Here is a 24060-nt window from a genome sequence, read left to right as displayed (position 1 = left end):
TTTCGTTACATTCAATATTGCCGATTAACATAAAGCGTCACATCCTCCCTTTTAACGGCGTAGAGGGATGAGAGTTAGGGCGTAGCTGAAAGAAAGTTCGAACAAAATGAGATCTATAACCGGATTTACAAGATAAACCTGAGTCAGATCACATCATCTTGCAGATCGCATGGTATGTTAAAGCGAAATATCGGCTTATTATTAAAATTAAAATTGATAAAAACATGAGCTAGATAACAAAAAAACTTACCTATTTTAAGACTATTTTTCAGAGACTCATCGCTGCTATGTGGATACCTTCCAAACTCAATCGACCAGCCCGACTACACAATGCTATTTTGCGCTCTCGCCTACTAGAGGCTTTAGCCCATGCACCTTTCTATAAATTAGTGTTGTTTCGTTCCCCCGCCGGTTACGGCAAAACCACCATGGCAGCACAATGGTTAAACAATCACCCAAACCTAGGTTGGTTTAATATTGATGAAAGTGACAATGACGCCTTTCGCTTTGCTAACTACTTTCTACAAGCATTCAATAAAGCCACCAATGATGCCTGCCCAAATACTCAAGCACTGGCAGAACGTCGTCAATTTGCCAGCTTAACCAGTTTATTTAGCGAACTATTTGCAGAATTTGGCTTTAACGACACACAAACTTATCTCGTACTCGATGATTATCATTTAATTACCAATGATGAGATCCATGAAGGTTTGCGTTTTTTCTTAAAACACATGCCCGACAACATTACCCTAGTCGTGACAAGTCGAACTCATCCGCCACTCAACACTGCTAACTTACGAGTGCGTGATTTATTAATCGAAGTCGATAATGCTTTACTGGCGTTTGATAAAGAAGAAACTGAGCGCTTCTTCCATAAACGCATTACTGATAATCGCTATCAAGCCGATATATTAGAAACGATACGAACTCAAGTTGAAGGTTGGGCATCAGCATTACAATTGATTGCACTACATGCTCAGCAATTCCCCGGCACGTTAGAAAATTCCGCGGTCTCTATTGCCAATTTCAACCAAGATCATATTTGGGACTACTTAGCCGAAGAAGTGTTTGATCAATTAACACCAGAATTGCAAACCTTCTTGCTACAGTGTTCTGTACTGGATATGTTCAACGCAGAATTGATTACCGAATTAACCGGCAGAGATGATGCACTTGCAATGTTGGATTCACTCAATCGCTTTGGATTATTTCTTCATCCAATGGAAGGGGCAGATAACTGGTTCCGTTTCCATAACTTATTTGCTGAATTTTTACGCCACCAGCGTTACACCCAGATTCCAGGACAACGTAGTCAACTACACTACAACGCTGCCAAAGCATGGCTCAAGCAGCAAAGGCCACAAGCTGCCCTCATTCACGCACAAAAAAGTGGTGATCAAATACTGGTGAGCCAAGTCTTATCGGAGCATGGTTGGGATATGTTCAACCACGGTGAGTTACAAATAGTAGAATCCGCAATTAACAATTTAAGCGACGATGTACTTTTTGTCTCACCACGTTTATGTCTGTTACGTGCCTGGTTAGCGCAAAGTCAGCATCGTTATAACCAAGTGCTCGATTTAATTCTTGAAGCTGAAGAAAAGATGGCTGCGCATAATATTGAATTAAGCGATGCTCAAATTGGTGAATTCAAAGCACTATCGGCTCAAGTCGCCATCAATCAAGATAATCCAGCGCTCGCCTTAGAAACTGCCGAGTTTGCATTACAGCAACTGCCTCATTCGAGTTTCCGTAGTCGCATTGTCGCCACCTCAGTCATTGGTGAGGTTTATCATGTGATTGGAGAGCTTGATAAAGCCTTTGAAACCATGCAAAAAACCGAAGTAATGGCACGAGAAGATGGTGTATATCATCAAGCGTTATGGGCGATTTTACAACAAAGTGAAATTCAACTAGCGCGTGGTTATGGGCAAACTGCTTTTGAATTACTCAATAAAGCAGAACGGCTCATTAAAGAGCAGCACTTGCAGCAATTACCTCTTCATGAATTTATGTTGAGAATTAAAGCGCAAATTTTATGGTGTTGGAATCGTTTAGATGAAGCCGAGCAATGTGCCCATCTAGGGTTAGAAATCATGGCACCATTTGAAGATTCTAAATCCTTACATTGTTATTCCATGCTGGCAAGAATTGCCATTTCTCGCGGTGAATTAGATAAAGCCGCCCGCTATTTAGATACCTGTAATCAACTTAAAGCCAATAACCGTTATCATATTGATTGGCGAGCAAATGTTGACCTATCTAACCTACTTTATTGGCAAGCTACTCATAATCAGCCGGCAATTGAGCAATGGTTAAATGCATGCGAAGAACCCCGCTCAGCAGTCAATCACTTTCAACAATTACAATGGCGTAACATTGCCCGTGCGACTTTGTTAGTCGGTGATTTAGAGCGTGCAGAAGATATTTTGACGCGCCTACAGGCTCAAACCTCAAAGCTAAAACTGATAGCCGATAAAAACCGTAATTTAGTGCTCGAAGCCGTACTTGCAGATAAACAAAATCAACCACAAAAAGCTCAACAATCTATTCACGAAGCTTTATCACTGACCAATAGCACCGGCATGATAGGTAACTTTTTATCCAATGCTGAAACCGTCTCCCCATTAATAAAAGCATTAATCAATGATAAAAAGCTTGCCGAACTCGAGATGCACCGAGCGCAAAACCTATTACAATTAATGACCAATAAAGAACGAGTACGATCGGTACATTTTGATGAAGAATTTGTACAAAAACTGCTAACGCTACCAGACTTGCCAGAGCTTATTAGAACGAGCCCGTTAACTCAGCGTGAATGGCAGGTGCTAGGCTTAATTTATGCAGGGCTAAGTAACGATCAAATTGCTGCCGAATTTGATGTTGCGCCCACTACGATCAAAACCCATATTCGTAATCTCTATCAAAAAATGGGATTAGATAACCGGCAACATGCCATTAAAACGGCTGAGCACTTAATTCAATTAATGGGGTTTACAGCCCATTAATAAACACTATCTCGTGCTATAAAGATGTATACTCAAAGTAATTGAAGTTGCAGCGAGGCGACAAGTGATTGAGGCGAATAAACGCCGTCAACAAAGCGACAGCTACAAGTACGAAGGGTACAAAGCCACCTGATTAAGGATGATCTCATGGCCACATTTTTACCCAATAAGTCGCATCACAATAAACCAAAACCAACGTTCACTCTCAGCCCGAATGAACGTTATCTATTCCTGTTGCTCACTGCCATTCTCACGCTTGGAGTAATATGGAAAATTGATGATAGCACCACACAACGTAAAGCCATTATCCCGCTCAAACAACACCAATACTTATTTAATCAAGCCTGTCAGCAAGCACTGAATCAAGGTGCCGATCGTAATGTCTCCTATTGCACCACCGCACAACATTATGACCATGCTTTAATGTTAGCGTTAAAAGATAACCATATTGATTTAAGTGAATCGGTTGAATTGGAAAGCTATTTTCAAACACAATATCGGGGATTTAGAAGAGATTGAAAATCGTGTTATTAGCCATAAAAGCAGCAAAAAGAATACATAGAGATCACCCCACTTCGAGCCTGATCAAGTGTCAGTACTCTCACAACGCCACACTCGATTCATAATAGCCACAATGAATCCACGCTTCAAACAATTCACCGTTCTAGTTTGGTCTGCTTCTACCGCAGTCGTACTTCATAACACTTAATATAAAACCGGCCTCAGAAGCATCTGAAGCCGGTTTTAATGCGTTGATTTTAACGCTGTTAGGCGCGAAAAAATCGATGTTGAGTGACTCTAGTTATTTCAATTTGAGATTACTTACTAAATTTTTTAAATGGTTCATCTATCGGCGTGTTAGCTAAATGATTGGTGTAGTTACTCATCACTTTTTGAGAGATTCCAAGCACAATTTCTAGCAATTGTTGTTTTCCGTAGCCGACTGAGAAAAACTTTTGAACCTGATTATCTTCAATCACACCACGCTGGCGAACCATTTGAAGTGTCGTCTCTCTCAATATTTCTAACTTCTCATTTGCAATAGGCTTTTTATTCACTAAAGCATCGACAAGCTCAGAATCAACATTCATTGAAGCGGCAATCGCGCTATGTGCTGGCACACAATAATGACACTCATGTTCCACATTAATGGTTTGCCATACAACAGTTAGCTCTTCGGCGTCGAAGGATGTTTGTTGAAACAACTCATGAACATCTTGATAAGCTTTCAATAGCGAAGGAGACTCTGCCATCACCGCGTGTAGGTTAGGTAACATTCCAAACGCCTTGATTGAATTACCGATAAGTGGCTTAGCGCCTTCAGGTGCATTCTCTGCAGTATAAAGAGTGAAATCTGCCATGGTTATTCTCCTTCATTTGTTCTTTCGATGATTAAGAAACTTCATACTAGTTGATTTTGAGCGATCGTTCAATATAAAATTGAGCAATCATTCAAAATTAAATATTTCAACCATGGCGAATATAAAAAAGTTTAAACGTGATGAGGTGGTAAAAGCTGCATCGGATCTCTTTTGGAAAAAAGGATTTCATGCAACTTCTACTCGTGATCTTCAAGATTGTACGAATCTTCGACCTGGTAGTATTTATGCCAGTTTTGGATCGAAAGAAGGTTTGTATTGTGAAGCCTTAGAAATGTATGTTGCTAATCTACAAGTTCAATTTGAATCTCATTTAGAAAAGCATGAAAAGTTTCTAGATGGTTTAGAAGCATTTGTTGTCGATATTGTCATTAATCAGCGATGCTCTAATCCTAGTGAAGTGTGTATGTTAATTAAGTCTTCAAGTGAATTTGTCGATGGCTTTGAGCGATTACGTTCACTCACCAGAACTCTTTCCAATGATTTTGAAAAATATCTGATGTTGAAGTTTGAGGGAGCGATTAAAACAGGCGAAGTCACCAACCAAGATCCATTACATTTAGCTCAACTATTTCAAATCCAATTAACTGGTATTCGCGCTTATTCTCACCGTAGTGATGACGACACATTAAGAGCTCTCATCTGCACCATGATGAAAGGCTTTATGGATAAATAGATCAACCATTTTCAACATACCTTGACATCTTTTAACTTAGTTATCATCCAAGCTTCTTCTCTGAATTAAGCGTTCAGGGTAATGGCTTAAAGATAACGTTACAAATTAGTATAACCGAGTATGAATTATCCAGTTAGAGCAAGATGATAATGTGTTAGGATTATCAATATATTCTATGGTTAATAAAATAATGTTATGTCTATTCATTTTGATGATTTATACCTATTTTGCAAAGTAGCTGAAAAAGGAACACTAAAGTCAGTATCAGAGCTTTTAGATATCCCATCACCGACATTAAGTAGAAGAATTTATACTCTTGAAAAGTCGTTAGGTATTAGCTTGTTTAATCGAAATAGAAGAGAACTCACCTTAACCAATGAAGGCGTTATTTACTTTAATACTCTAAGCCCTCAGTTTAAAGATATAGATAGAAGTTTAGAAAGCATTTTACTTTCTTTTGGGAGTGTACAAGGTTGTATTAGAATTTCATTACCTCAGTTTTTGTATGATACTTTTTTGAATGAAATTATAGATAAATTTAGTGACATATACCCTTTAATTAATATTGAGTTACTCATATATTCGGAACAATTTAATATCAACGATCATGCTGATATTGCTTTTATTATTGAAAACACAGCAAGTAAAGTTTTAATTTCTAGACATTTAACAGATTTAGAGCTCGTTCTTGTTAGTTCAGCAGCTTTTAACAATCAAGAAAACCTAACATCACCATTAGATCTCCAAACATTACCTTTCATCTCAGCAACCAAGCCTTACTCTTTTACATTAATAAGCAAAGAAACAGGTAAAGAACATTTAGTTACTTATCCTCAGCCTCGGTTTTTGATAAAAAACTTCAATATGATAAAAAGCTTAGTTATCAATAATAAAGGCATTGCTTTATTGCCAAGAAATTATATTTCGAGTGAATTAGCTTCTGGTCAAATGATACAGTTACTTCCCGAATGGGAAATTAAGGATAGCATTAGTATCAATACCGTTTATAGAACTAGAGATAATTTAACACTCATAGTGCGCACATTTATTGATTTCTTATACCAAAATCAAACTTCTTTATTTACTAATCGTTGATATTTAGGACTACTTGCAAAGTATTGCCCTACTTTCCATAAAATAGTTAAAAAAATCAAAGTAACCAACATATCATAAGAGCGATGAAGATAACTTTCAGGATTGAATCCATGACTTTCAGAGTAGAGAGTAAACGGTATAAATGTAGCTCTTAATAATGAAATCTCATAACTGTAAATAGACTTGAATTTATACTTTGGATTGAAATGTGCATAGATAAACAAAAAGGAGAAGGTTACTATAACTAAAGAAGTCCATAAGATATTGGTTCCTTGTCCTAATAACATAGCATTCATTATCAATCCGATAATACACCCCCCAACTTGAATCGGTATAATAAGACCAATATGTTGTTTTAATTTACTCAAGTTGAATGTTAATAGAGCAGCATTGATAACAACGATACAAAAAATAGCACTTTCTAATGTTACTAACATAAACACCAAATTAACTATTGAAATGATCATTGTTACAATGATGCACTGAAACTGTGTAATAGGGGTCAGTGTTTTTGGTTTTTCAATATCCAATAACGCTATGGTTTTATTCTCCGGAAAAATAGTAAATAAAAACCAAGCTAAGGGGACAACATAGAAAGTGATTTGAACCATACTATAAATAGTATTTTCAACTGGTATCCCTTCTGTTGTTTTTACTAACCCAAAGGAGAAAAAGAAAAATAGAGCCATCAATATAAAACTATTTTCATGATACTTGGCACGAGATATCATAAAGTATACAAATAAGGCACTGACTAGCCACATCATAAAGAATTGATGATAAAATATTTCAGCTATAATCATACCTGCAGTTAAACAAGCTATTTGTTTAATAATGCTAATAAGAATTCTATCTAACTTAAACTTACTCATCGTAACTATAGGAGTCACAATCAATACACTCCACACAGGTGTAGATATATTGAAAATCAGAGCAAATAATACACTTAAACTAAAAAGCAAAGTCGCTCGATAAAAAACTTGTTTTTCAGAAGACAACCACATAATTATCCTTAGTATATATAACGCAATAATGAGATTGTATGCATAACTAATTGACTGAAACTACGCCAAAAAATATTATCTTCTGAGACCACCATGACAGTTGCTTTTGAGCCTGCAATGAGATCGTGACTTTCGTTGCCAATATTAATACGCGCAGGAAAAGATTGAGGTTTTCGTATCCATCGTTCACTGGTATTAGTTGTTGAAGCTTTGCCTATTATCCCAACCCCAGTATCGACAGCATAGTCAATACTATCTATGCGATGTTCAAATACTTGACCAGGAAAGGCATCATAAACAACCAAGACTTTTTGGGAATGAGAAAGGGCTTTGATGCCTTTTTCATTAAAGTTTGCAATTAACCATCCATGCTGATTATCAACGAGTAATAAAGGGCTTGTGTTATTTGAAACATAATCACCAGTTGAAAGTTGTAAATTAGTGACAATACCGGCTTGCTTTGCTTTAACTTTTGTTCTTTCTAGATTTAGCTGAGCTCGTTCTAGGTTCGCTTTCGCTTGTAAATATTGCCCATTACTTTTATTTTCCCCCAATGATGCTTGTGTTTTTTGAAGGTTTGCTTCTGCCAATTCTATTTGAGCGAGAGCCAGTTCACTATCTGTTTTGGATTGTTCAAAATCATCTTCACTGATCTGATGAGCATTAAATAATTTTTTAAAACGCTTAAAATGATGCAAGACTTTATTATATTCAGCATGCTGTATCTTTAAGTTCGCTTTATCTGATTGTAGTTGTGCATTTAATGACTCTATATTTTGTTGTGTAATAATATAATCAGCTTTAGATGAAGCAAGAAGGCTAATGTAATCTTGATCTTCGATAGAAAATAACACATCCCCTTTATTAACCTGTTCGCCATTACTGACATAAACATTTTGAACGATGCCATTAACTTGGGAAGTGACATTTGAAATTCTCTTTTGAATCGTAGCATCCGTTGTGAAGGGAGCCCAAATATCTGAAACAATCAATAAAACAGCCACTAGAAACAAACAAGAAAAAACAATCTTAAAAGAAAAATTTGTTAGCCTTTTTATCAACATATCACCCCCTCAAATAACCCGATAGAATTATTATAGCTAGGTAATTCAGATAAATATATTCCACCTATGGAATTCACAATGTCATTTATGAAATCGTCTCTCTCTTTCCAATTAAAACTGCTTGCCCTGCAATACTGACCTTTAAGATTGAATTCACCTTATTAACAGACACCAAAACTCTCCCAGGTTTATTTATGGCTAGGCCTTGATGCCCCCAATAATGCACTTCTGGCTCACATTCAATTAAATTATGATGAACAAGGTAAGCACCAGCAGGACCATTTGCATTTCCTGTCACAGGATCTTCATCAATGCCAATTGCCGGTGCGAACATGCGGCCAAAAGTGATCGGGGTCTGCTTGCTTCCTTCTAATACGAATGGAAAAAAACCATTACAATCAATCTCGGCACTGATCGCTTTCAATTTCTCTTTATTAGGGGTGAGTCCATCAAGTGTCTTTCGACTCAACATTGGTATCATAACCTTGGAATGACCAGTTGTGGCGATCTGTATTGGTAAGTTAGCAAAATCATTAGCCTTAATACCTAAAGCGATGGCAAGCTCATCCCGTTGCTGTGGAGTAAAAGGAGGTTGAAATTCGACTCGTCCTTGAACCATTGACACCATTAACCCTTCTTTACTGTCTGAAATTGACACAGATAAATTACCCGCTCCTGTTTTGGCAATCAGCGGGTAATCTGATTTACTCCCTAAACTTGCGCGTAAAAAATGAGTCGCAATGGTTGCATGTCCGCATATCGGGACCTCATTTGTTGGAGTAAAATATCGCACATGAATATCATGGCTTTGATCTGTCGGGGATAAAACAAAGGCAGTTTCTGAATAACCTGCAAATGCAGCAATATTTTGCATATCTTGAGTAGTAAGGTGATCGGCATCTAAAACCACCCCAGCTCTATTACCGGTATTCGGTTCTGTGGTAAAAGCATCGACAACATAAACAGTAACCATGGTTCTAATCCTTAATTGTTGATAAAGGGATCTCAGAAATAGCTTCTGCCATCACAAGGAAATCTTGTTTAATCGCAGCAATGCATATCACAGCCCTAGCTGGCAGATGATCACCCATAAAGTCTGCAAAGGCTCGGTCTATCATTGGCCAATATTTTATATCAGTAGAGTAAAAACGAACCAAAGCAATATCATTCAATGTGCCGCCAGCAGCCTGAGTGATCGCGAGGATATTAGTTAAAACTGATCGCGTTTGTCTCCCTACTTCTTGCTCTATATCATTATGCCTTGGAGACAATATAGGTTCAGGAAGTTGAGCTGATACATATAAGGTATTACCAATCATACTTGCTTGACTGTAATGCCCATTTGGTTCTTTAGAGCCAGTCGTGTTAATCAGTTTCATTCTTAAGTCTCCATATTGATTCTGGTATCATTCTACATCCACCGGCTCAATCAAACTTGGATGACTCATCAAATAATCAAGACCTTGTGACGTGAAGCCTTGAACTATCATCCAATGCTTTGTATAAGGTGGACAAACTAAAGGAGTAGAATTGTTGATTCTTTTTACCCAATCAGGATTGCCTAGTGCAGCGCTACCAATGGCAACCAAATCAGCACCACCTTCCAATGCTATCTCTGCATCTATTCCATCATGGATGTTTCCAGCAACCATTAAGGGGATATGCTCTGGTACGGCTTTGCTCAGCTCCGTCAGCAAATCAGAGTTTGGCTTATCTTTAGCGGACTTAAAAGTATCACCCATGGAAAAATGCACATAATCAATCTCCTCATTTGCTAATAAACGAGTAACTGCTAACTGATTATCAAGCTTTATTCCAACAATATTGGCATAACTTTCTGGTGAGAGTCGAACTCCAACTAAAAACTGACGAGGTAACCGAGCTCGAATACCTCTAATGATTTCAATTAAAAATCGAGATCTACTTTTTACGCTTCCTCCCCACTGATCTGTTCGCTTATTCAGTGTAGGATTGAGAAAATTACACAGTAAAAAATTATGTGCAGCATGTAACTCAACACCATGCAAACCTGCGTCATAAGCCCGTTGTGCGGATCGGACAAAGGCTTCTATTAGTTCATAGATATCTTTGTCTTTAAGCTCTGTTACACCAAGATCATAGCGCCCTCCTGGTTGTACCTCACTTGGCCCGACAGGAGCAGCACCATCATTAAGATCAGAGGCCGCTCTTAGTCCACCATGGTGAAGCTGAACTAATACTAGTGCATTATTTTCATTTGCCGTTTTAGCTAAAGTAGAGAAGGCATTTTGTTGAAAAGGTGTCACCAAAGCTGGCTGTCCTAGCCAACAGCGACCGCCAGATAAGACCTGAGTAGCTGCCGTGATAACTAACCCAAATCCTCCACGAATACAGCGAGCGAGCCAATCAAGTTCAGCTTGACTAGGATCTCCTGTTTCTGAGCTCATATTATGTGTGAGAGGAGCCAATATCACTCTGTTTTTTAATCGTACATCGGCCTGCCTAAAGTAAAAATCATCATTTATTTTTTTAAGCATATGTCTTTCAGTCCAATTAATGAGGTTTACCACATCATAGTTAAAACCAGATAAGTTATAATCGAATAAATTGGAAACACTTTAATGCCTGACAGGACATAATGATGAGTCAAAATAAGCTAGATAATCTTTATTTAATGCGTTTATTGGTCAGTATTGTTCAATTTGAATCTTTCACTCTTGCGGCTGACCACTTAGGGATCACTCCCAGTAAAGCATCAAAAGATCTCAAGTATTTAGAACAGAATTTAGGCGTAGTATTACTCAAACGTACAACTCGAAAACTCCATCTCACCGATGCAGGTGAATTAACCTACCATCATGCTGAGCAGATGATCACTCTACACGAACAATTAGTTGATGGGTTACATAGTCGCCGGCATTCTCTCTGCGGAGAGTTGCGCATTACCGCCCCTACATTATGGGGTGAAATAATGTTGACACCTATCTTGCTTAAGTTTCGAGCAACTCATCCCCAAGTTCGTTTAATTGTCGATTTCAGTAACTTCACATCCGATCTACAAAGAGAAAATATCCATGTCGCATTTCGTAGCACAGAGTTAAATAATGAACCTTATATAGCCCGTTTTATTGCTAAAGATGAAATGGTTTTATGTGCGACAAAAACTTACCTTTTGCAATCCCCACCCCTCGTTCATCCAAGCGATCTACAGATGCATCAGTTGCTCACTCGATGTACAAACTATTCACGCTATGAGCAATGGATATTGTTAGATAATGAAAAAGAATTAACCGTAAAAGTGGCTGGAGAACTTTCGTTTAGTCATAAACAAGCTATTTATTCTGCAATGAAGCAAGGACTTGGCATCGCACTATTACCTCGCTACTTAATTGCTAATGACTTAGAGCAAGGGATTGTGAGTGAAGTATTACCAAAGTATCGACCAAAGAGTTCAAACTTCTATGCGGTTTATACACAGCGACGTGCAGAATCCGCTCTAATCACTCACTTTATTGAATATGTCCAGGCCCATTTGTAATGGCGGTGTTGGCGATAAATATCTAAGCACAACCTACCCTAACATAGACAAATCCATTCATGTTAAACGCTTCAAGTTAACACGCTTATCCAAGTGAGCATCACTTACCTAATCGGAACTAATATACGTAGAAAAATGCTCAATGAGAAAGTCTAAAAATAAACGAATCCTTTTAGGCTGATGGTGCCTGCTTAAATAGAGGACATTTAAATCTGCATTTGCGCTTGATGTGAAGGCATTAAAATTTGTCATATAATCGTTCATGATCATAACTAATCGTTCTTGCTTAATGTCTTCTCTCACATCTAATTCTGATTTCAGCGCGATCCCTGCGCCTTGTATCGCCCACTGCCTTATCACCTCACCATCATCAGAAAAACGCTGAGGTACAATAGTGATTGATCTATGATGTTTTTTATCTTCAAAATGCCATGTTTTTAATTCCTCATTACTACGGATCATGGAGAGGCAATCGTGTTCAAGCAAATCTTGAGGACAAGTAGGTGTTCCTTTTTTTAGAAGATAATCAGGAGATGCGCATAACACTCTTCGACTTGATGCAAGCTTACGAGAAATTAAGCGACTATCCGCGAGTTCTCCATAACGAATAACGATATCTAACCCTGATTCTGTAAGGTTAGATAAATTATCATCTAAGTATAAATAAGGAACGACATCAGGGTAGCGTTTCGTGAAGGCTGAAATGATGGGAGAAATATATTGTTTTCCGATATCTCGAGGCGCTGAGATTTTTAAAGAACCACGAATTTCTTTCGTTCCTGTTTGTAATAGAGATTCAGTTTTTCTCACATTTTCAATGATCTCTAGACATGCCTGATGATAAAGGGCGCCAGAATCAGTTAATGATATATGGCGCGTATTTCGATTAAGCAGTTTAACTCTATACCGATCTTCCAATGCTTGTAAGCGAGATGTGACCGTCGCAGCAGAAAGGCCTAATTCTCTCCCCGCAGCAGCAAGACCTTGATTTTTAACAATACTCACGAAGAGTGTCATATCAGCAAACTTGTCCATTTATCCCTCTTTTGAGCACTATTATTTGGCTTATCTGAATAATGAATTCAGTTATTAACCAATTATCAATATCTCTCTAACTAATATAATTATTTCATCGTAACTTATTTGAGAGATAAATCATGGCTAAAGATAAAACTTTATATGTAATCGTTGGAGGAACATCCGGCATTGGTGCTGAATTGGCCCAACAACTAAAAACAGAAGGGCATCAAGTGCATGTTGCGAGCCGTCAAACTGGATTAGATGTGTCTGATGAACATTCTGTGCGTCGTTATTTCGAATCTATTGGCAACTTTGATCATTTAATCATGACAGCAGGTTCATATGCACCATCAGGGAAGGTCCAAGATGTTGAACTAGCACAAGCAAAAGCGGCTTTTGATACCAAATTCTGGGGAGCAATTAATGTTGCCAAACATGCGGCGCAATATATTAAACCAAGTGGTTCAATGACGCTGACATCAGGGGTGTTATCGCGAAAAGTTGTCGCTAACACCTATGTAAAAACGGCTATCAATGCGGCTATTGAAGCAACCACAAAAGTGCTAGCAAAAGAATTAGCCCCCATCCGTGTCAATGTAGTTAGCCCAGGTTTAACGAAAACTGAAGCATATAAAAGCATGAGTGCTACCGATAGAGATGCCATGTATGAACAAGCACAGAATAACCTCCCTGCTGGAAAAGTTGGTGAAGCTAGTGATATTGCCATGGCTTATCTGTTTGCGATTCAAAATACCTATATGACAGGTTCCGTTCTTGATGTTGAAGGCGGTGCTCTATTGGGGTAACCCCATCACACGTAATCATTTTAATTAAACGGTGCATAAGAAGGATCTATGAATAAAGAAAAAATGCCTATCCAAGTGTGGATATTAACTCTATCAGCATTTGCTATTGGAACAGCCGAATTTGTTATTGCCGGTATATTACCTCAAGTTGCTCAATCTTTATCTATTACCGAGGGGCAAGCTGGCTACTTAATTAGTGCTTATGCACTTGCCATTGTGTTTGGTGGTCCGTTACTGACCATTTATTTAGCACAATTTAAAAAAAGAACGGTATTAGCAAGTTTAATGGTCTTGTTTATCATCGGGAACATACTGTCTGCCTTGTCACCCAACTACCCTATTCTTATGATTAGCCGTGTTGTTACAGGTTTAGTCCAAGGTCCTTTTTATGGTATCGGTGCTGTCGTCGCAACAAACTTAGTGTCTAAAAAAATGGCAGGGCGTGCAGTTGGACAAATGTTTGCTGGGTTAACTCTAGCGAACGTTTTAGGTATCCCTATCGGTACCTGGATCGGGATTCAATATGATTGGCACACTACATTTTTAGCTGTCGCGGCATTAGGGGTCATATCCTTATTCTTTATCTTTTTTGCTATTCAATCGCGGGAGATTAGCGAAAGTAAGAATGTGAAAGAGCAATTAGCTGCCTTCAAAAACCCTATGTTGCTTATTAGCCTAGCTATCACTATTTTCACTTGGTCTGGGTTCATGACGCTATATGGTTATATTGCGCCTATCGCTATACATATAACAGGTTTTAGTGAAAGTTCGATGACATGGATCTTTGTGATTATTGGTATTGGATTAATTGCAGGTAATAGCTTAGGAGGACAATCCTCAGACAAGAACTTACAAAAAGCATCAATATTCTGGGCCACCGCTATGATCATGTCACTAATTTTGGTTGGTTGGACCATAGAAAGCAAAACCTTATTTTTAATCAGCGCTTTTTTGTTTGGGATCGCCTCTTTCGCGAATGTGCCGACTATGCAACTTCGAGTGATGAATTACGGTGGTAAAGCTCAAGAGTTAGCAGCAACGGTCAATATCTCTGCGTTTAACTTAGCAAATGCTTTTGGTGGTTTCTTAGGGGGCGTTATTCTTGATAGTAAAATGGGAGGAGCAATGATCCCTTACGCTGCCATTATCGTCCCTTTAATAGGATTACTATTCATAACCAAGATGAATAAAAAAGAAAATAAACAATCTGTATTAGTCCCAAGCTAAAAAATAATTAAAGAAACAGACAAAGTTAGGAACGGTTATTTTACTTTCAATATTTATTAATGACTAACTTAAATAAATTGATAACCAAGGAGGGATTGTCAGAATAATCGACACTCTGGTTTGTGAATTATTTTTCACATTAAAGCTAACCTCTTACAATAAAACCACAAAATTCATTGATCATAATGATGCAGAAATTATAGAAGGAACCTACTAATGAATATCGATAATATGAAGGCAATTGGTTTTAAAGAATCTAAACTTATCCAAGACCCTACAAGTCTTTTTGAATTTGAAATGGCTTTACCACAATTAAACGAGTTTGATCTGTTAGTTAAAATCTCAGCGGTTTCAATTAATCCCGCAGATACAAAAATTCGAATGAGAGCCGCTGCAGATAAAACACTTGAGCAACCTCGAGTTCTTGGTTTTGATGCTGTTGGTGTAGTGGTAGCCGTTGGAAGTAATGCAACGAATTTTCAAGTTGGTGATCGCGTGTTTTATGCTGGTGATGTTACTCGGCCGGGAACAAATTCAGAGTACCATGCTGTAGACTCTCGTATAGTAGCTCTCGCCCCGAAACGTTTAACGGATGCAGAATCAGCTGTACTTCCATTAACTTCTTTAACGGGGTGGGAGGCGATGTTTAATCGTCTAAAAATAACCCCAGATGAACGTAAAACTCTACTAATAATAGGTGGAGCTGGTGGGGTTGGTTCCATCAGCATTCAATTAGCAAAGCAATTGACGAACCTAACAATAATTGCAACTGGCTCACGTCCTGAAAGTCAGGAGTGGATCAAACAAATGGGGGCTGATTATGTAGCAGACCACCATAACTTGATTCACTCTGTAAGAGAGCTAGGTTTTGATACCGTCGATTATATTTTTAATACTGCTGATACTCTAGGTCATTGGGACTCTATGGTGGAACTTATCGCTCCCCAAGGAATGATTTCATCAATTGTAGAATTCGATGGTGGAGTTGATTTAAGTAAACTACAAGGTAAATCAGTTGGATTTATTTGGGAGTTGATGTTTACCCGTTCGATTTATAAAACTGAGGATATGTATAAGCAAGGTGATATTTTGAAACAGGTAGCAAACTTAGTGGATTCAGGTCGACTTGTTTCAACGCTGACGAAAGAAATTTATGGATTCAGCGCCGATACATTAAAAGAAGGACATGCTCTAGTAGAAAGCGGAACCATGATAGGTAAAGTTGCTATTGATTTTGAAGAGTAATTAAATATGTGACAACGTTGTTTGATATTAACACTCTTCAAAAGACCGAAGCCATACTTAACTAATATGCATGAATTAAGGCCTTAAAGCCCAGATAAAAAGTCCCCGATACACTAGGATATATCGGGGGCTATTCGCAGGTTTCCTCTGAACGCCTCAAACAAAATTATTGATTCATTCTTACATACAACCTTTGTTCTAATTGAGATTGATTCGAAATGACTATAAGGCTACACCATATTTAAAAATAACTAAGCCCACTCTATTACCTTCTAATATTGTCAACGTACCGATATCGTCTCACTAGCATTTTTTATGTACTCTGAAACATCTAAATTGCACCAGTATTATACAAACTGCACCAAAAATAACACACCACGTCACGTCATACCTCAATACTAACCTTAAACCTCATTCATTTTCATGATGGCACAATTGTTGCTTTTAATATTACAGGTGAATCATTCGTTTCACATTGATTAAGGAAGACCAACATGAAACTCATTTCAAACAAACTCACTTTAGCCTTATTGGCAACTCTCTTTTCTTTAATGTCTATGTTTGCTCATGCAGACAAGCTCAGTGATATCAAAAAACGTGGTGAATTGATTGTGGCAGTACCACAAGACTTCCCTCCTTTTGGATCCGTTGGTACAGACCTAAAACCACAAGGGTACGATATTGATACGGCGCAATATCTAGCAGAAGCCTTGGACGTAAAGCTAAAACTCATTCCCGTGACTAGTGCAAACCGCATTCCTTACCTACAAACAGATAAAGTCGATCTTGTCATTTCAAGCCTAGGTAAAAACCCTGAGCGAGAAAAAGCCATTGATTTCACAGATGCTTATGCGCCATTTTTCCTTGGTGTATTCGGTGCTTCAGGTGAAGAAGTAAAATCAGCCGAAGAGCTAAAAAGTAAAACCGTCGGTGTAACACGCGGCTCGGTTGAAGATATTGAACTATCTAAAATTGTAGGTTCAGATGTCACCATCAAGCGTTTTGAAGACAACAATGCGACATTATCTGCTTATCTATCAGGTCAAGTTTCATTAATCGCTACAGGTAACTTAGTCATCACTGAAATCGCAACTCGTTATCCAGACAAAGCGCCTGAAACCAAATTCATGCTAAAAAATTCACCTTGCTACATTGGTGTTAAAAAAGGCGAAAAGGATTTTGTTCAGCAGATTAATCAGATCATTGCTAAAGCTAAAACTGATGGCGAGTTCGAAACCCTCTCTCAAAAATGGTTAAAAGCCTCCTTCCCAGTGGAATTAATGTAACGAATTAGGAGGTTTCATGTATCAGCTTGATTTCCAAAGTTTATGGCCATATTTACCTGAGTTTTTCTCTGGAATGTTAACTACTATCGAAATAACCGTTTTATCCACGTGTTTAGGGTTATTACTCGGTACAAGTTTAGCGACAGCAAGAACAAGCAAGACAAAACTACTGTCAGGGTTTGCTGCAAGCTACATTGAAGTGATCAGGAATACGCCTTTTATTGTGCAACTCTTTTTTATCTTCTTTGGGCTACCGACTTTAGGGATCAAGCTATCGGCATGGCAAGCTGGGGTTATTGCAATGGTGATCAACCTCGGCGCCTATAGTGCTGAAATTATTCGTTCAGGCATTCAAGCAACCCCAAAGGGCCAATGGGAAGCTGGAAGAACACTCGGCCTAACAAAACGACAAATATTCATTCGTATCGTGCTACCACCAGCCTTTCAAAAGGTTTATAGCGCAATTGTTAGTCAGTGCATTATTGTAATGTTGGGCTCCGCTGTACTGTCGCAGATTTCAGTGGAAGACCTAACCTTTGCTGCCAACTTTGTACAATCTAGAAGCTTTTTAAGTTTTGAATCCTACATATTAACAGCAACTATTTATCTCTTTTTATCCATAGCCATGCGCCAAGTTTTCTATGGACTAAAACGCATTATGTTTAAAAATCCAGCATTATCATAAGGACTGACTATGACTTCATTTACTGACTGGGACATATTAAGAAACTTATTGTTTGCCGCTCGATGGACACTATTGTTATCTCTTTTGGCTTTTCTTTTAGGTGGATTACTAGGGGCTACATTAACTTTTATTCGTTCATTAAAACGCCCAATGTTTAACTGGATAATTAATATTTATGTCGAAATATTCCAAGGTACACCATTATTAATGCAAATGTTTTTAGCTTTTTTTGGCTTATCACTGATTGGTATCGAAGTCAGTGCATGGACCGCAGCTATTTTATCTTTAACACTCTTTAGTGCCGCATTCCTTCATGACATATGGAGAGGGTGTATTGAGTCACTACCAAAAGGACAATGGGAGGCCTGTCGAACTATTGGATTAACTTATACCCAAACCATGCGCTACGTCATTGTGCCTCAAGCATGGCGGATGGCTATTCCATCCACCGTTGGCTTTTCTGTCCAAATCGTAAAAGGAACCGCGCTAGCTTCCATTATTGGATTTGTCGAACTCACCAAAGCTGGCACCATGCTAAACAATGCAACCTTTCAACCATTTAAAGTTTTCGCCATGGTTGCAATTTTATACTTTGTTATTTGTTTCCCTCTTTCTTTATTTGCTCGTCACTTGGAGTCAAAAAATTATGCCTCTCGTTAGTATTGATAAAGTCCATAAATTTTATGGCGACAACCATGTTTTAAAAGGTGTGGATTTAAAAATTGAGCCAGGTGAGGTGATCTCTATCATTGGGCGAAGTGGGTCTGGAAAAAGTACACTTTTAAGGTGCATTAATGGGCTCGAAGAGTTTCAAGAAGGTGCGATTATTGTCGATAGTCAGGCAGTTGAAAATGACGAACACAAGCTCCGAGAACTTAGTCGTAGTGTGGGTATGGTGTTTCAAAACTTTAACCTTTTCCCTCATATGACAGTTGGCGAAAATGTCATGCTGGCACAAAAGTTAGTATTAAATAAATCAGATAAAGATGCCAAATTGACTGCGCAAGGACTACTGCAAAAAGTAGGGCTCGGGGACAAATTTGATGCTTTCCCGACCAGCTTATCAGGGGGACAGCAACAGCGAGTGGCTATTGCTCGTTCGCTGGCAATGTCACCTAAGGTTTTATTATGCGATGAAATTACCTCTGCGCTCGATCCTGAGCTTGTGGGTGAAGTTCTCAAAGTCCTAGAGCAACTAAAAAAAGAAGGAATGACGCTTATTCTTGTAACTCATGAAATGAATTTTGCACGTGATGTCGGTGATAAAGTCGTGTTTATGAATCAAGGTAAAGTGTGGGAAATGGGCGATAGTAAAAAAATATTCGCTAGCCCGCAGACATCTGAATTACAAAACTTCTTATCTGCCGTGTTATAAACCTATGGAACGTTATATAAACTTAAAGCTTAAAATTCAAGAAGCTTATGGCGATTTCAGTAGTGGGCACACAAAGGTTGCAGATTATATTCAATCGAACCCAGAGCAACTACTCATTCAGTCTACGAATGAAATTGCTCAATATTGTGAGGTTTCAAAAGCAACCGTAAGCCGCTTCGTAAGAAAGCTGGGGTATGAAAACCATCAAGAGCTGAGAAATGAATTATTGAATGTCAGAGAGCAAGGCGTTCCAATGATCATTCAATCAGAGATCAGCAATATCTTACAAGCCGATATTGCTGCGCTCTATAAACTCAATGAACAACTCGAAGAGCTCGATATAACCAACATCGTTGAAGGCATAGCCAAAGCCAGAAAGGTCGTTATCGTAGGTTATAGAAATAACTATCCTGTTGCCTTACATTTTAGACAACAACTGCTGCAATGCAGAAACAATGTCATTGTTGTACCTGTCGCCGGCCAGACTGTAAGTGAAGAGCTCGTTGATATCACAGAAGACGACTTCATCATTTTATTTGGTATTAGGCGTCGCACGAAAAGCTTTAATAGCCTTCTTTCCTACCTAAAGCCCTATAATCATTTATTGATTTCAGACCAATCAGGGCAAAAATATGCCCAACAATGCCGTTACTTTCTGCTATGCCCCATGAATACTCAAGAACCTCTAGACAGCTATTCAACCCCAATGGCTATTGTATCCTTTCTAAGTAACCACATTTACCGGTATTTAGGGCAACAGGCAAATACACAAAGTGTTCTCGTGTCGAATCTATATAGAGAGTTAGACGAATTAGAATAGATAGAGCACAAACTTTATTACCCCGTCAAATCATCTCCCCCGAATAAATGTTACTCCCATCACAATATGAACCTAATATTAAAATTCAATAAATATCCTATTTCATAAAAAACCTCAAAATTAAAATAAACATTAATAAACAACAGCTTAATTAAATTATAACAACAAGAATAAGTGATGAAGGTCACAAAATTAAGCATTGATTTTTTAAATCACAGTCGAATATGGTGATAACCTAGATCAATTATGTGATTTAATTCAAAAAAATAATCCCGATAAAAGCCAAAATTAATACATCAACAGTTAGGAGGGATTATGAAAATAGCAATAGCAATCAGTGGTGGAGATGCCGTTGGTATAAATAACTTCCTATTACAAATAGCGAGACTCACAGAAGCAGAAATATTCCTTTATGACGGAGGAATAAATGGCCTAATAAAAAATAAGGTTAAGAAAACCAATTATTGTGATCTAGTTGATTATGCATCCTCAGCAATGCCGATATTAAAATCAGGAAGAACTAAAAATAAACCCATCGAAGATGAATACATTAAAATAGTGAAAAATCTCAACAAAATTAAAATCGATGCTTTTATATTAGCTGGCGGTGATGGTTCTCTACAGTTTTTAAATAAATTATCTCTTTATGGGATTAATTGCTTCGGTGTAGGAATGACTATCGATAACGATGTGAGTGGTAGTGAATACACCATCGGATTTGCAACAGCTTGTGAGCAAATAAGAATCGAAGTGCAAAAACTTAGAATGACTGGACGAGCACTTCCTAACCGAATTTTTATGATTGAATTACTAGGGGCTTACTCAGGGGAACTGACATTACAATCATCAATAAAGTCCAATGCCGATATTGCATTAATCCCTGAATACCCTATTACGAATGAAGACTTAGCAAATAAAATAAATCAATTACTTAAGGTTCAAAACTCCGTCATTATTCTGTGCTCTGAAGGGTATACCAAAGAATACTTTCCTGGATTTCAAGGTGCCGTTGATACCGTTATTAAAAATATCGAACCACTTGTTTGCACAAGAATTAGAAAAGCGATCATGGGATTTAGTTTACGTTCAGGTGAACCTTGCTGTGAAGAAATATATCAAGGAACCATCATGGCAAAAGAGGTTATCCGATGCCTGGAATCGGGACTTAATAATAAAGCCATAATTATCAATTCTAGTAATAAAGCAATACCTATTGATTTATCAAGTATACAAAGGAGAAAAAAAGAAAAGGAAGATCACTATGTAAAATTAGCTAAAGAACTAAAAATAATCTAATAAAAAAGGATATAACATGATTAAAGTACTTTGTGTCTGTGGATGTGGCTTAGGCTCTAGTTTTGCAATAGAAATGAGCGCAAAAACTGTGTTAAAGAAATTAGGGGTGGATTTCACTATTGATCATACGGATGTATCTGGTGCAAGTGCATTTGACTACGATGTAATTTTAACTCAGAAAACATTTGCTGATGTTTTAAGCTCTGACGCCACAGAGAATCAATCTTCAAAAATAATATCTTTAAATAAGCTAACTGATAAAAAAGAAATAGAAGAAAAACTTACTCCTTTTTTAAAGATGTAATTAAAAATCCTAATAAAAAATAAAACATAGAGGTTTCTATGAACACTTTTTTTAACTTCATAATCCATGACCTATTAGGTCAAGCATCTATATTAATTGCATTTATAGCAATGCTTGGTTTAATACTACAAAAAAAATCCTTTGGTAAAACAGTCGAAGGTACATTTAAAACTTTACTAGGTTTTTTAGTCATGATGGCGGGAATCAATATTATTGTTGAGACCTTGACCTTCTTAAACCAAATATTTACTCATGGTTTTGGCATGACTGGTTACATTACCGATGTAGCTGCCATTGCTGGCCTCGCAAATCGAGAGCTAGGCTCAGAAGTCGCACTCACGCTACTCGTTATTTTCATTACCAATATCATTATTGCTCGCCTAACACCTTGGAAGTACATCTTCCTAACTGGACAGGCGCTTTTATGGATGGCAACGATTGGGGCTGTCATTGGTTACAAAGCAGGTTTAACAGGCCTACCTCTGATTTTAACTGGTGGAATATTTGGTGGGATCATGGCGGTTGTCATGCCTGCAATCGCTCAACCAATTGTAAGAAAGATTACTGAATCGGATGACGTTGCCTTAGGTCACTTCTGCACTATCGGTTATTTAGTACAAGCCGCAGTCGCCAAAGTCGTTGGCAAAAATTCAAAGTCTATTGAAGATATCGAGCTTCCGGATGGTTTCAAATTTTTAAATGATACATATTTATCAATGGCTGTAGTGATGGTTCCTATGTACCTTATTCCAGCAGTTGTAGCTGGCCCAGAATACATCGCACCTATGGCAAATGGCATTAATTACCTTATGTATGCCTTTATGCAATCTATTACCTTTGTTGCAGGCGTGTTTGTTCTATACGCAGGGGTCCGTCTATTGCTGAATGAGCTTGTACCTGCATTCCGTGGGATTGCGATGAAACTTGTGCCAGATGCCAAACCCGCTCTTGATTGCCCAGTGCTCTTTCCATATTCACCAAATGCCGTCATCGTCGGTTTCTTATCGACAACCGTTGGTTCGATTATTGGGATGCTTGTGTTCCCTATGTTTGGTCTCGCGATGATCTTGCCTGGCCTATTGACGAACTTCTTTGCTGGTGGCACCGCAGGTATTTTCGGAAATGCTATGGGAGGTAGAAGAGGTGCGATTATTGGTGGAGTAATCCATGGATTATTTATTACCTTCCTACCTGCAATCTTAATTCCATTACTTGAAAGCTATGGCTTTGTTGGAGTGACCTTTAGCGACTCAGATGTCATATCGACGGGCTTATTACTTGGCAATGCCTTCAACGGAAATTGGACCTTTGTCGTCCTATTCACCGCTTTCATCATCGCCATTACATATTTTGTTCACCGTAGTATCAATAATGAAACTAAACAAAAGGAATTAACAAATGAAACTGTATAACTTCACTGAGTTAAGAGCTATTGCAAAAGAAAGAAAATTCCAAGCTATTGGCTCATTTAATCTTCACTGTTTAGAAATGTTACCAGCATTCTTTAAGGCCGCGAAAGAGACAAACTCACCATTGATGATCCAAATCTCAACCGGGACCGCTCAATTTTTAGGCTATGAGTTGATTGTGGATTCAATTAAGTCTCTTTCCAAAACATTAGATGTGCCAGCTTGTTTACATTTAGATCACTGTTCAAATATTGACGATATTAAAAAAGCAATAGACACAGGCTTCAGCTCTGTTATGTACGATGGCTCACACTTACCTTTAGAAGAGAACATCGCTAATACTAAAATTGTCATCGAATATGCTCATCCTCGAAATGTCACAGTGGAAGGAGAGTTAGGCGCAATTGGTGGTAGTGAAGATGGCAAAGCAGTTGCAGAAAGCGATATCGCATTTACAACACCAGAAGAAGTCCAAGCTTTTGTTGATGGCACAAATGTCGATATGCTAGCGATTTCAATTGGCACAGTACATGGTTCATATACTGCAAAAACCAACATTCAACATGAATTACTAAACCGAATAACTCAGTTAACTAAAACACCACTAGTACTGCATGGAGGCACAGGAGTAAGCGATGAAGACATGCGTTTGGTTGTCGCTAGCGGAATTGAAAAAGTGAACGTAGGTACGGAAATGAATGTTCAGTGGGTAGGTAATGTGCAAAAGACCTGTGCAGAAGGCAAAGTGGATGACAGTGTACGTAAATTCTTAATCCCAGCGAATAATGCGGTACAAGAAGTTCTTAAACAAAAAATTCAGCTGTTCCAATAATTCTAAGCCAAC

Annotated in this window: 24 protein-coding genes; 17 read left to right on the top strand and 7 right to left on the bottom strand. The window is 38.1% G+C overall.

The features are described 5' to 3' along the window. Positions 1 to 287: 287 nt before the first annotated feature. Positions 288 to 3008 (top strand): HTH-type transcriptional regulator MalT, encoded by a 2721-nt coding sequence (malT, locus tag QQJ93_RS03965; RefSeq protein ID WP_089124197.1) that lies wholly within the window; start codon positions 288 to 290, stop codon positions 3006 to 3008. 147 nt (positions 3009 to 3155) lie between these two features. Further along, a complete protein-coding gene (locus QQJ93_RS03960) occupies positions 3156 to 3527 on the top strand; it encodes a hypothetical protein (protein WP_089124196.1) in 372 nt (123 codons plus the stop codon). Between the two features lie 299 nt (positions 3528 to 3826). On the opposite strand, the gene QQJ93_RS03955 is transcribed toward QQJ93_RS03960, so the two are convergent. Further along, the gene (locus QQJ93_RS03955) at positions 3827 to 4369 is read right to left on the bottom strand and encodes a carboxymuconolactone decarboxylase family protein (protein ID WP_089124195.1); all 543 of its coding nucleotides are present in this window, start codon (positions 4367 to 4369) and stop codon (positions 3827 to 3829) included. A 112-nt stretch (positions 4370 to 4481) separates the two neighbouring features. Here QQJ93_RS03955 and QQJ93_RS03950 point away from each other — a divergent pair, with 112 nt between their 5' ends. Then, on the top strand, positions 4482 to 5063 hold the full coding sequence (locus QQJ93_RS03950; protein WP_089124194.1) for a TetR/AcrR family transcriptional regulator: 582 nt from the start codon (positions 4482 to 4484) through the stop codon (positions 5061 to 5063). 195 nt (positions 5064 to 5258) lie between these two features. Continuing rightward, positions 5259 to 6158, top strand: a complete 900-nt coding sequence (locus tag QQJ93_RS03945; protein ID WP_089124193.1) for a LysR family transcriptional regulator — start codon at positions 5259 to 5261, stop codon at positions 6156 to 6158. Here the strand turns inward: QQJ93_RS03945 and QQJ93_RS03940 are convergent. The 5 genes from QQJ93_RS03940 to QQJ93_RS03920 all read right to left on the bottom strand — a co-directional run bounded on the left by QQJ93_RS03940 (position 6131) and on the right by QQJ93_RS03920 (position 10742). Then, on the bottom strand, positions 6131 to 7162 hold the full coding sequence (locus QQJ93_RS03940; RefSeq protein ID WP_089124192.1) for a hypothetical protein: 1032 nt from the start codon (positions 7160 to 7162) through the stop codon (positions 6131 to 6133). The two genes, QQJ93_RS03945 and QQJ93_RS03940, sit on opposite strands and share 28 nt — an antisense overlap. 8 nt (positions 7163 to 7170) lie before the next feature. After that, positions 7171 to 8226 carry an HlyD family secretion protein gene (locus tag QQJ93_RS03935; RefSeq protein ID WP_089124191.1) on the bottom strand — a complete coding sequence of 352 codons (1056 nt, stop codon included), beginning with the start codon at positions 8224 to 8226 and terminating at the stop codon, positions 7171 to 7173. Between the two features lie 85 nt (positions 8227 to 8311). Continuing rightward, entirely contained in the window at positions 8312 to 9199 is an 888-nt protein-coding gene (locus tag QQJ93_RS03930; protein WP_089124190.1) for a PhzF family isomerase, read from the bottom strand. A 4-nt stretch (positions 9200 to 9203) separates the two neighbouring features. Further along, positions 9204 to 9605, bottom strand: coding sequence for a RidA family protein (locus QQJ93_RS03925; RefSeq protein WP_089124189.1), 402 nt, complete (start codon positions 9603 to 9605; stop codon positions 9204 to 9206). A 27-nt stretch (positions 9606 to 9632) separates the two neighbouring features. Next, complete coding sequence (locus tag QQJ93_RS03920; protein ID WP_089124188.1) at positions 9633 to 10742, bottom strand: oxidoreductase; 1110 nt, start codon at positions 10740 to 10742, stop codon at positions 9633 to 9635. 104 nt (positions 10743 to 10846) lie between these two features. On the opposite strand from QQJ93_RS03920, the gene QQJ93_RS03915 reads away from it, so the two are divergent. Continuing rightward, positions 10847 to 11743, top strand: a complete 897-nt coding sequence (locus QQJ93_RS03915; RefSeq protein ID WP_089124187.1) for a LysR family transcriptional regulator — start codon at positions 10847 to 10849, stop codon at positions 11741 to 11743. 108 nt (positions 11744 to 11851) lie between these two features. Here the strand turns inward: QQJ93_RS03915 and QQJ93_RS03910 are convergent, their stop codons facing one another. Next, the gene (locus QQJ93_RS03910; protein ID WP_089124186.1) at positions 11852 to 12778 is read right to left on the bottom strand and encodes a LysR family transcriptional regulator; all 927 of its coding nucleotides are present in this window, start codon (positions 12776 to 12778) and stop codon (positions 11852 to 11854) included. A gap of 122 nt (positions 12779 to 12900) precedes the next feature. Between QQJ93_RS03910 and QQJ93_RS03905 the strand changes: the two genes are divergently transcribed. The 12 genes from QQJ93_RS03905 to QQJ93_RS03850 all read left to right on the top strand — a co-directional run bounded on the left by QQJ93_RS03905 (position 12901) and on the right by QQJ93_RS03850 (position 24048). Further along, a complete protein-coding gene (locus tag QQJ93_RS03905; RefSeq protein WP_089124185.1) occupies positions 12901 to 13569 on the top strand; it encodes an SDR family oxidoreductase in 669 nt (222 codons plus the stop codon). A gap of 48 nt (positions 13570 to 13617) precedes the next feature. Beyond that, positions 13618 to 14796 (top strand): MFS transporter, encoded by a 1179-nt coding sequence (locus QQJ93_RS03900; protein WP_089124184.1) that lies wholly within the window; start codon positions 13618 to 13620, stop codon positions 14794 to 14796. A gap of 216 nt (positions 14797 to 15012) precedes the next feature. Further along, the gene (locus QQJ93_RS03895) at positions 15013 to 16041 is read left to right on the top strand and encodes a zinc-binding alcohol dehydrogenase family protein (RefSeq protein WP_089124183.1); all 1029 of its coding nucleotides are present in this window, start codon (positions 15013 to 15015) and stop codon (positions 16039 to 16041) included. A gap of 494 nt (positions 16042 to 16535) precedes the next feature. Then, positions 16536 to 17327: a transporter substrate-binding domain-containing protein gene (locus QQJ93_RS03890; protein WP_089124182.1), complete on the top strand. Its 792-nt coding sequence runs from the start codon at positions 16536 to 16538 to the stop codon at positions 17325 to 17327. 16 nt (positions 17328 to 17343) lie between these two features. After that, positions 17344 to 18012, top strand: a complete 669-nt coding sequence (locus QQJ93_RS03885) for an amino acid ABC transporter permease (protein ID WP_089124181.1) — start codon at positions 17344 to 17346, stop codon at positions 18010 to 18012. A 9-nt stretch (positions 18013 to 18021) separates the two neighbouring features. Continuing rightward, the gene (locus tag QQJ93_RS03880; RefSeq protein ID WP_089124180.1) at positions 18022 to 18672 is read left to right on the top strand and encodes an amino acid ABC transporter permease; all 651 of its coding nucleotides are present in this window, start codon (positions 18022 to 18024) and stop codon (positions 18670 to 18672) included. Continuing rightward, on the top strand, positions 18659 to 19387 hold the full coding sequence (locus QQJ93_RS03875) for an amino acid ABC transporter ATP-binding protein (RefSeq protein WP_089124179.1): 729 nt from the start codon (positions 18659 to 18661) through the stop codon (positions 19385 to 19387). Before QQJ93_RS03880 ends, QQJ93_RS03875 begins: the two co-directional genes overlap by 14 nt. Before the next feature lie 4 nt (positions 19388 to 19391). Then, complete coding sequence (locus QQJ93_RS03870; RefSeq protein WP_089124178.1) at positions 19392 to 20207, top strand: MurR/RpiR family transcriptional regulator; 816 nt, start codon at positions 19392 to 19394, stop codon at positions 20205 to 20207. A 315-nt stretch (positions 20208 to 20522) separates the two neighbouring features. Continuing rightward, positions 20523 to 21503 carry a 6-phosphofructokinase gene (locus QQJ93_RS03865; RefSeq protein ID WP_089124177.1) on the top strand — a complete coding sequence of 327 codons (981 nt, stop codon included), beginning with the start codon at positions 20523 to 20525 and terminating at the stop codon, positions 21501 to 21503. 16 nt (positions 21504 to 21519) lie between these two features. Next, the gene (locus QQJ93_RS03860; RefSeq protein WP_089124176.1) at positions 21520 to 21807 is read left to right on the top strand and encodes a PTS sugar transporter subunit IIB; all 288 of its coding nucleotides are present in this window, start codon (positions 21520 to 21522) and stop codon (positions 21805 to 21807) included. Positions 21808 to 21845: 38 nt separating this feature from the next. Continuing rightward, a complete protein-coding gene (locus QQJ93_RS03855; RefSeq protein ID WP_089124175.1) occupies positions 21846 to 23219 on the top strand; it encodes a PTS sugar transporter subunit IIC in 1374 nt (457 codons plus the stop codon). Continuing rightward, on the top strand, positions 23206 to 24048 hold the full coding sequence (locus tag QQJ93_RS03850; RefSeq protein ID WP_089124174.1) for a class II fructose-bisphosphate aldolase: 843 nt from the start codon (positions 23206 to 23208) through the stop codon (positions 24046 to 24048). The genes QQJ93_RS03855 and QQJ93_RS03850 overlap by 14 nt, the downstream gene beginning before the upstream one ends. Positions 24049 to 24060: the final 12 nt, after the last annotated feature.

Origin of the sequence: Vibrio algivorus (assembly GCF_030161215.1) — a bacterium.
Lineage (GTDB): Bacteria > Pseudomonadota > Gammaproteobacteria > Enterobacterales > Vibrionaceae > Vibrio > Vibrio algivorus.
The sequence above is the reverse complement of the archived record's forward strand: the minus strand, read 5'-3'. Positions and strand labels throughout refer to the sequence as shown.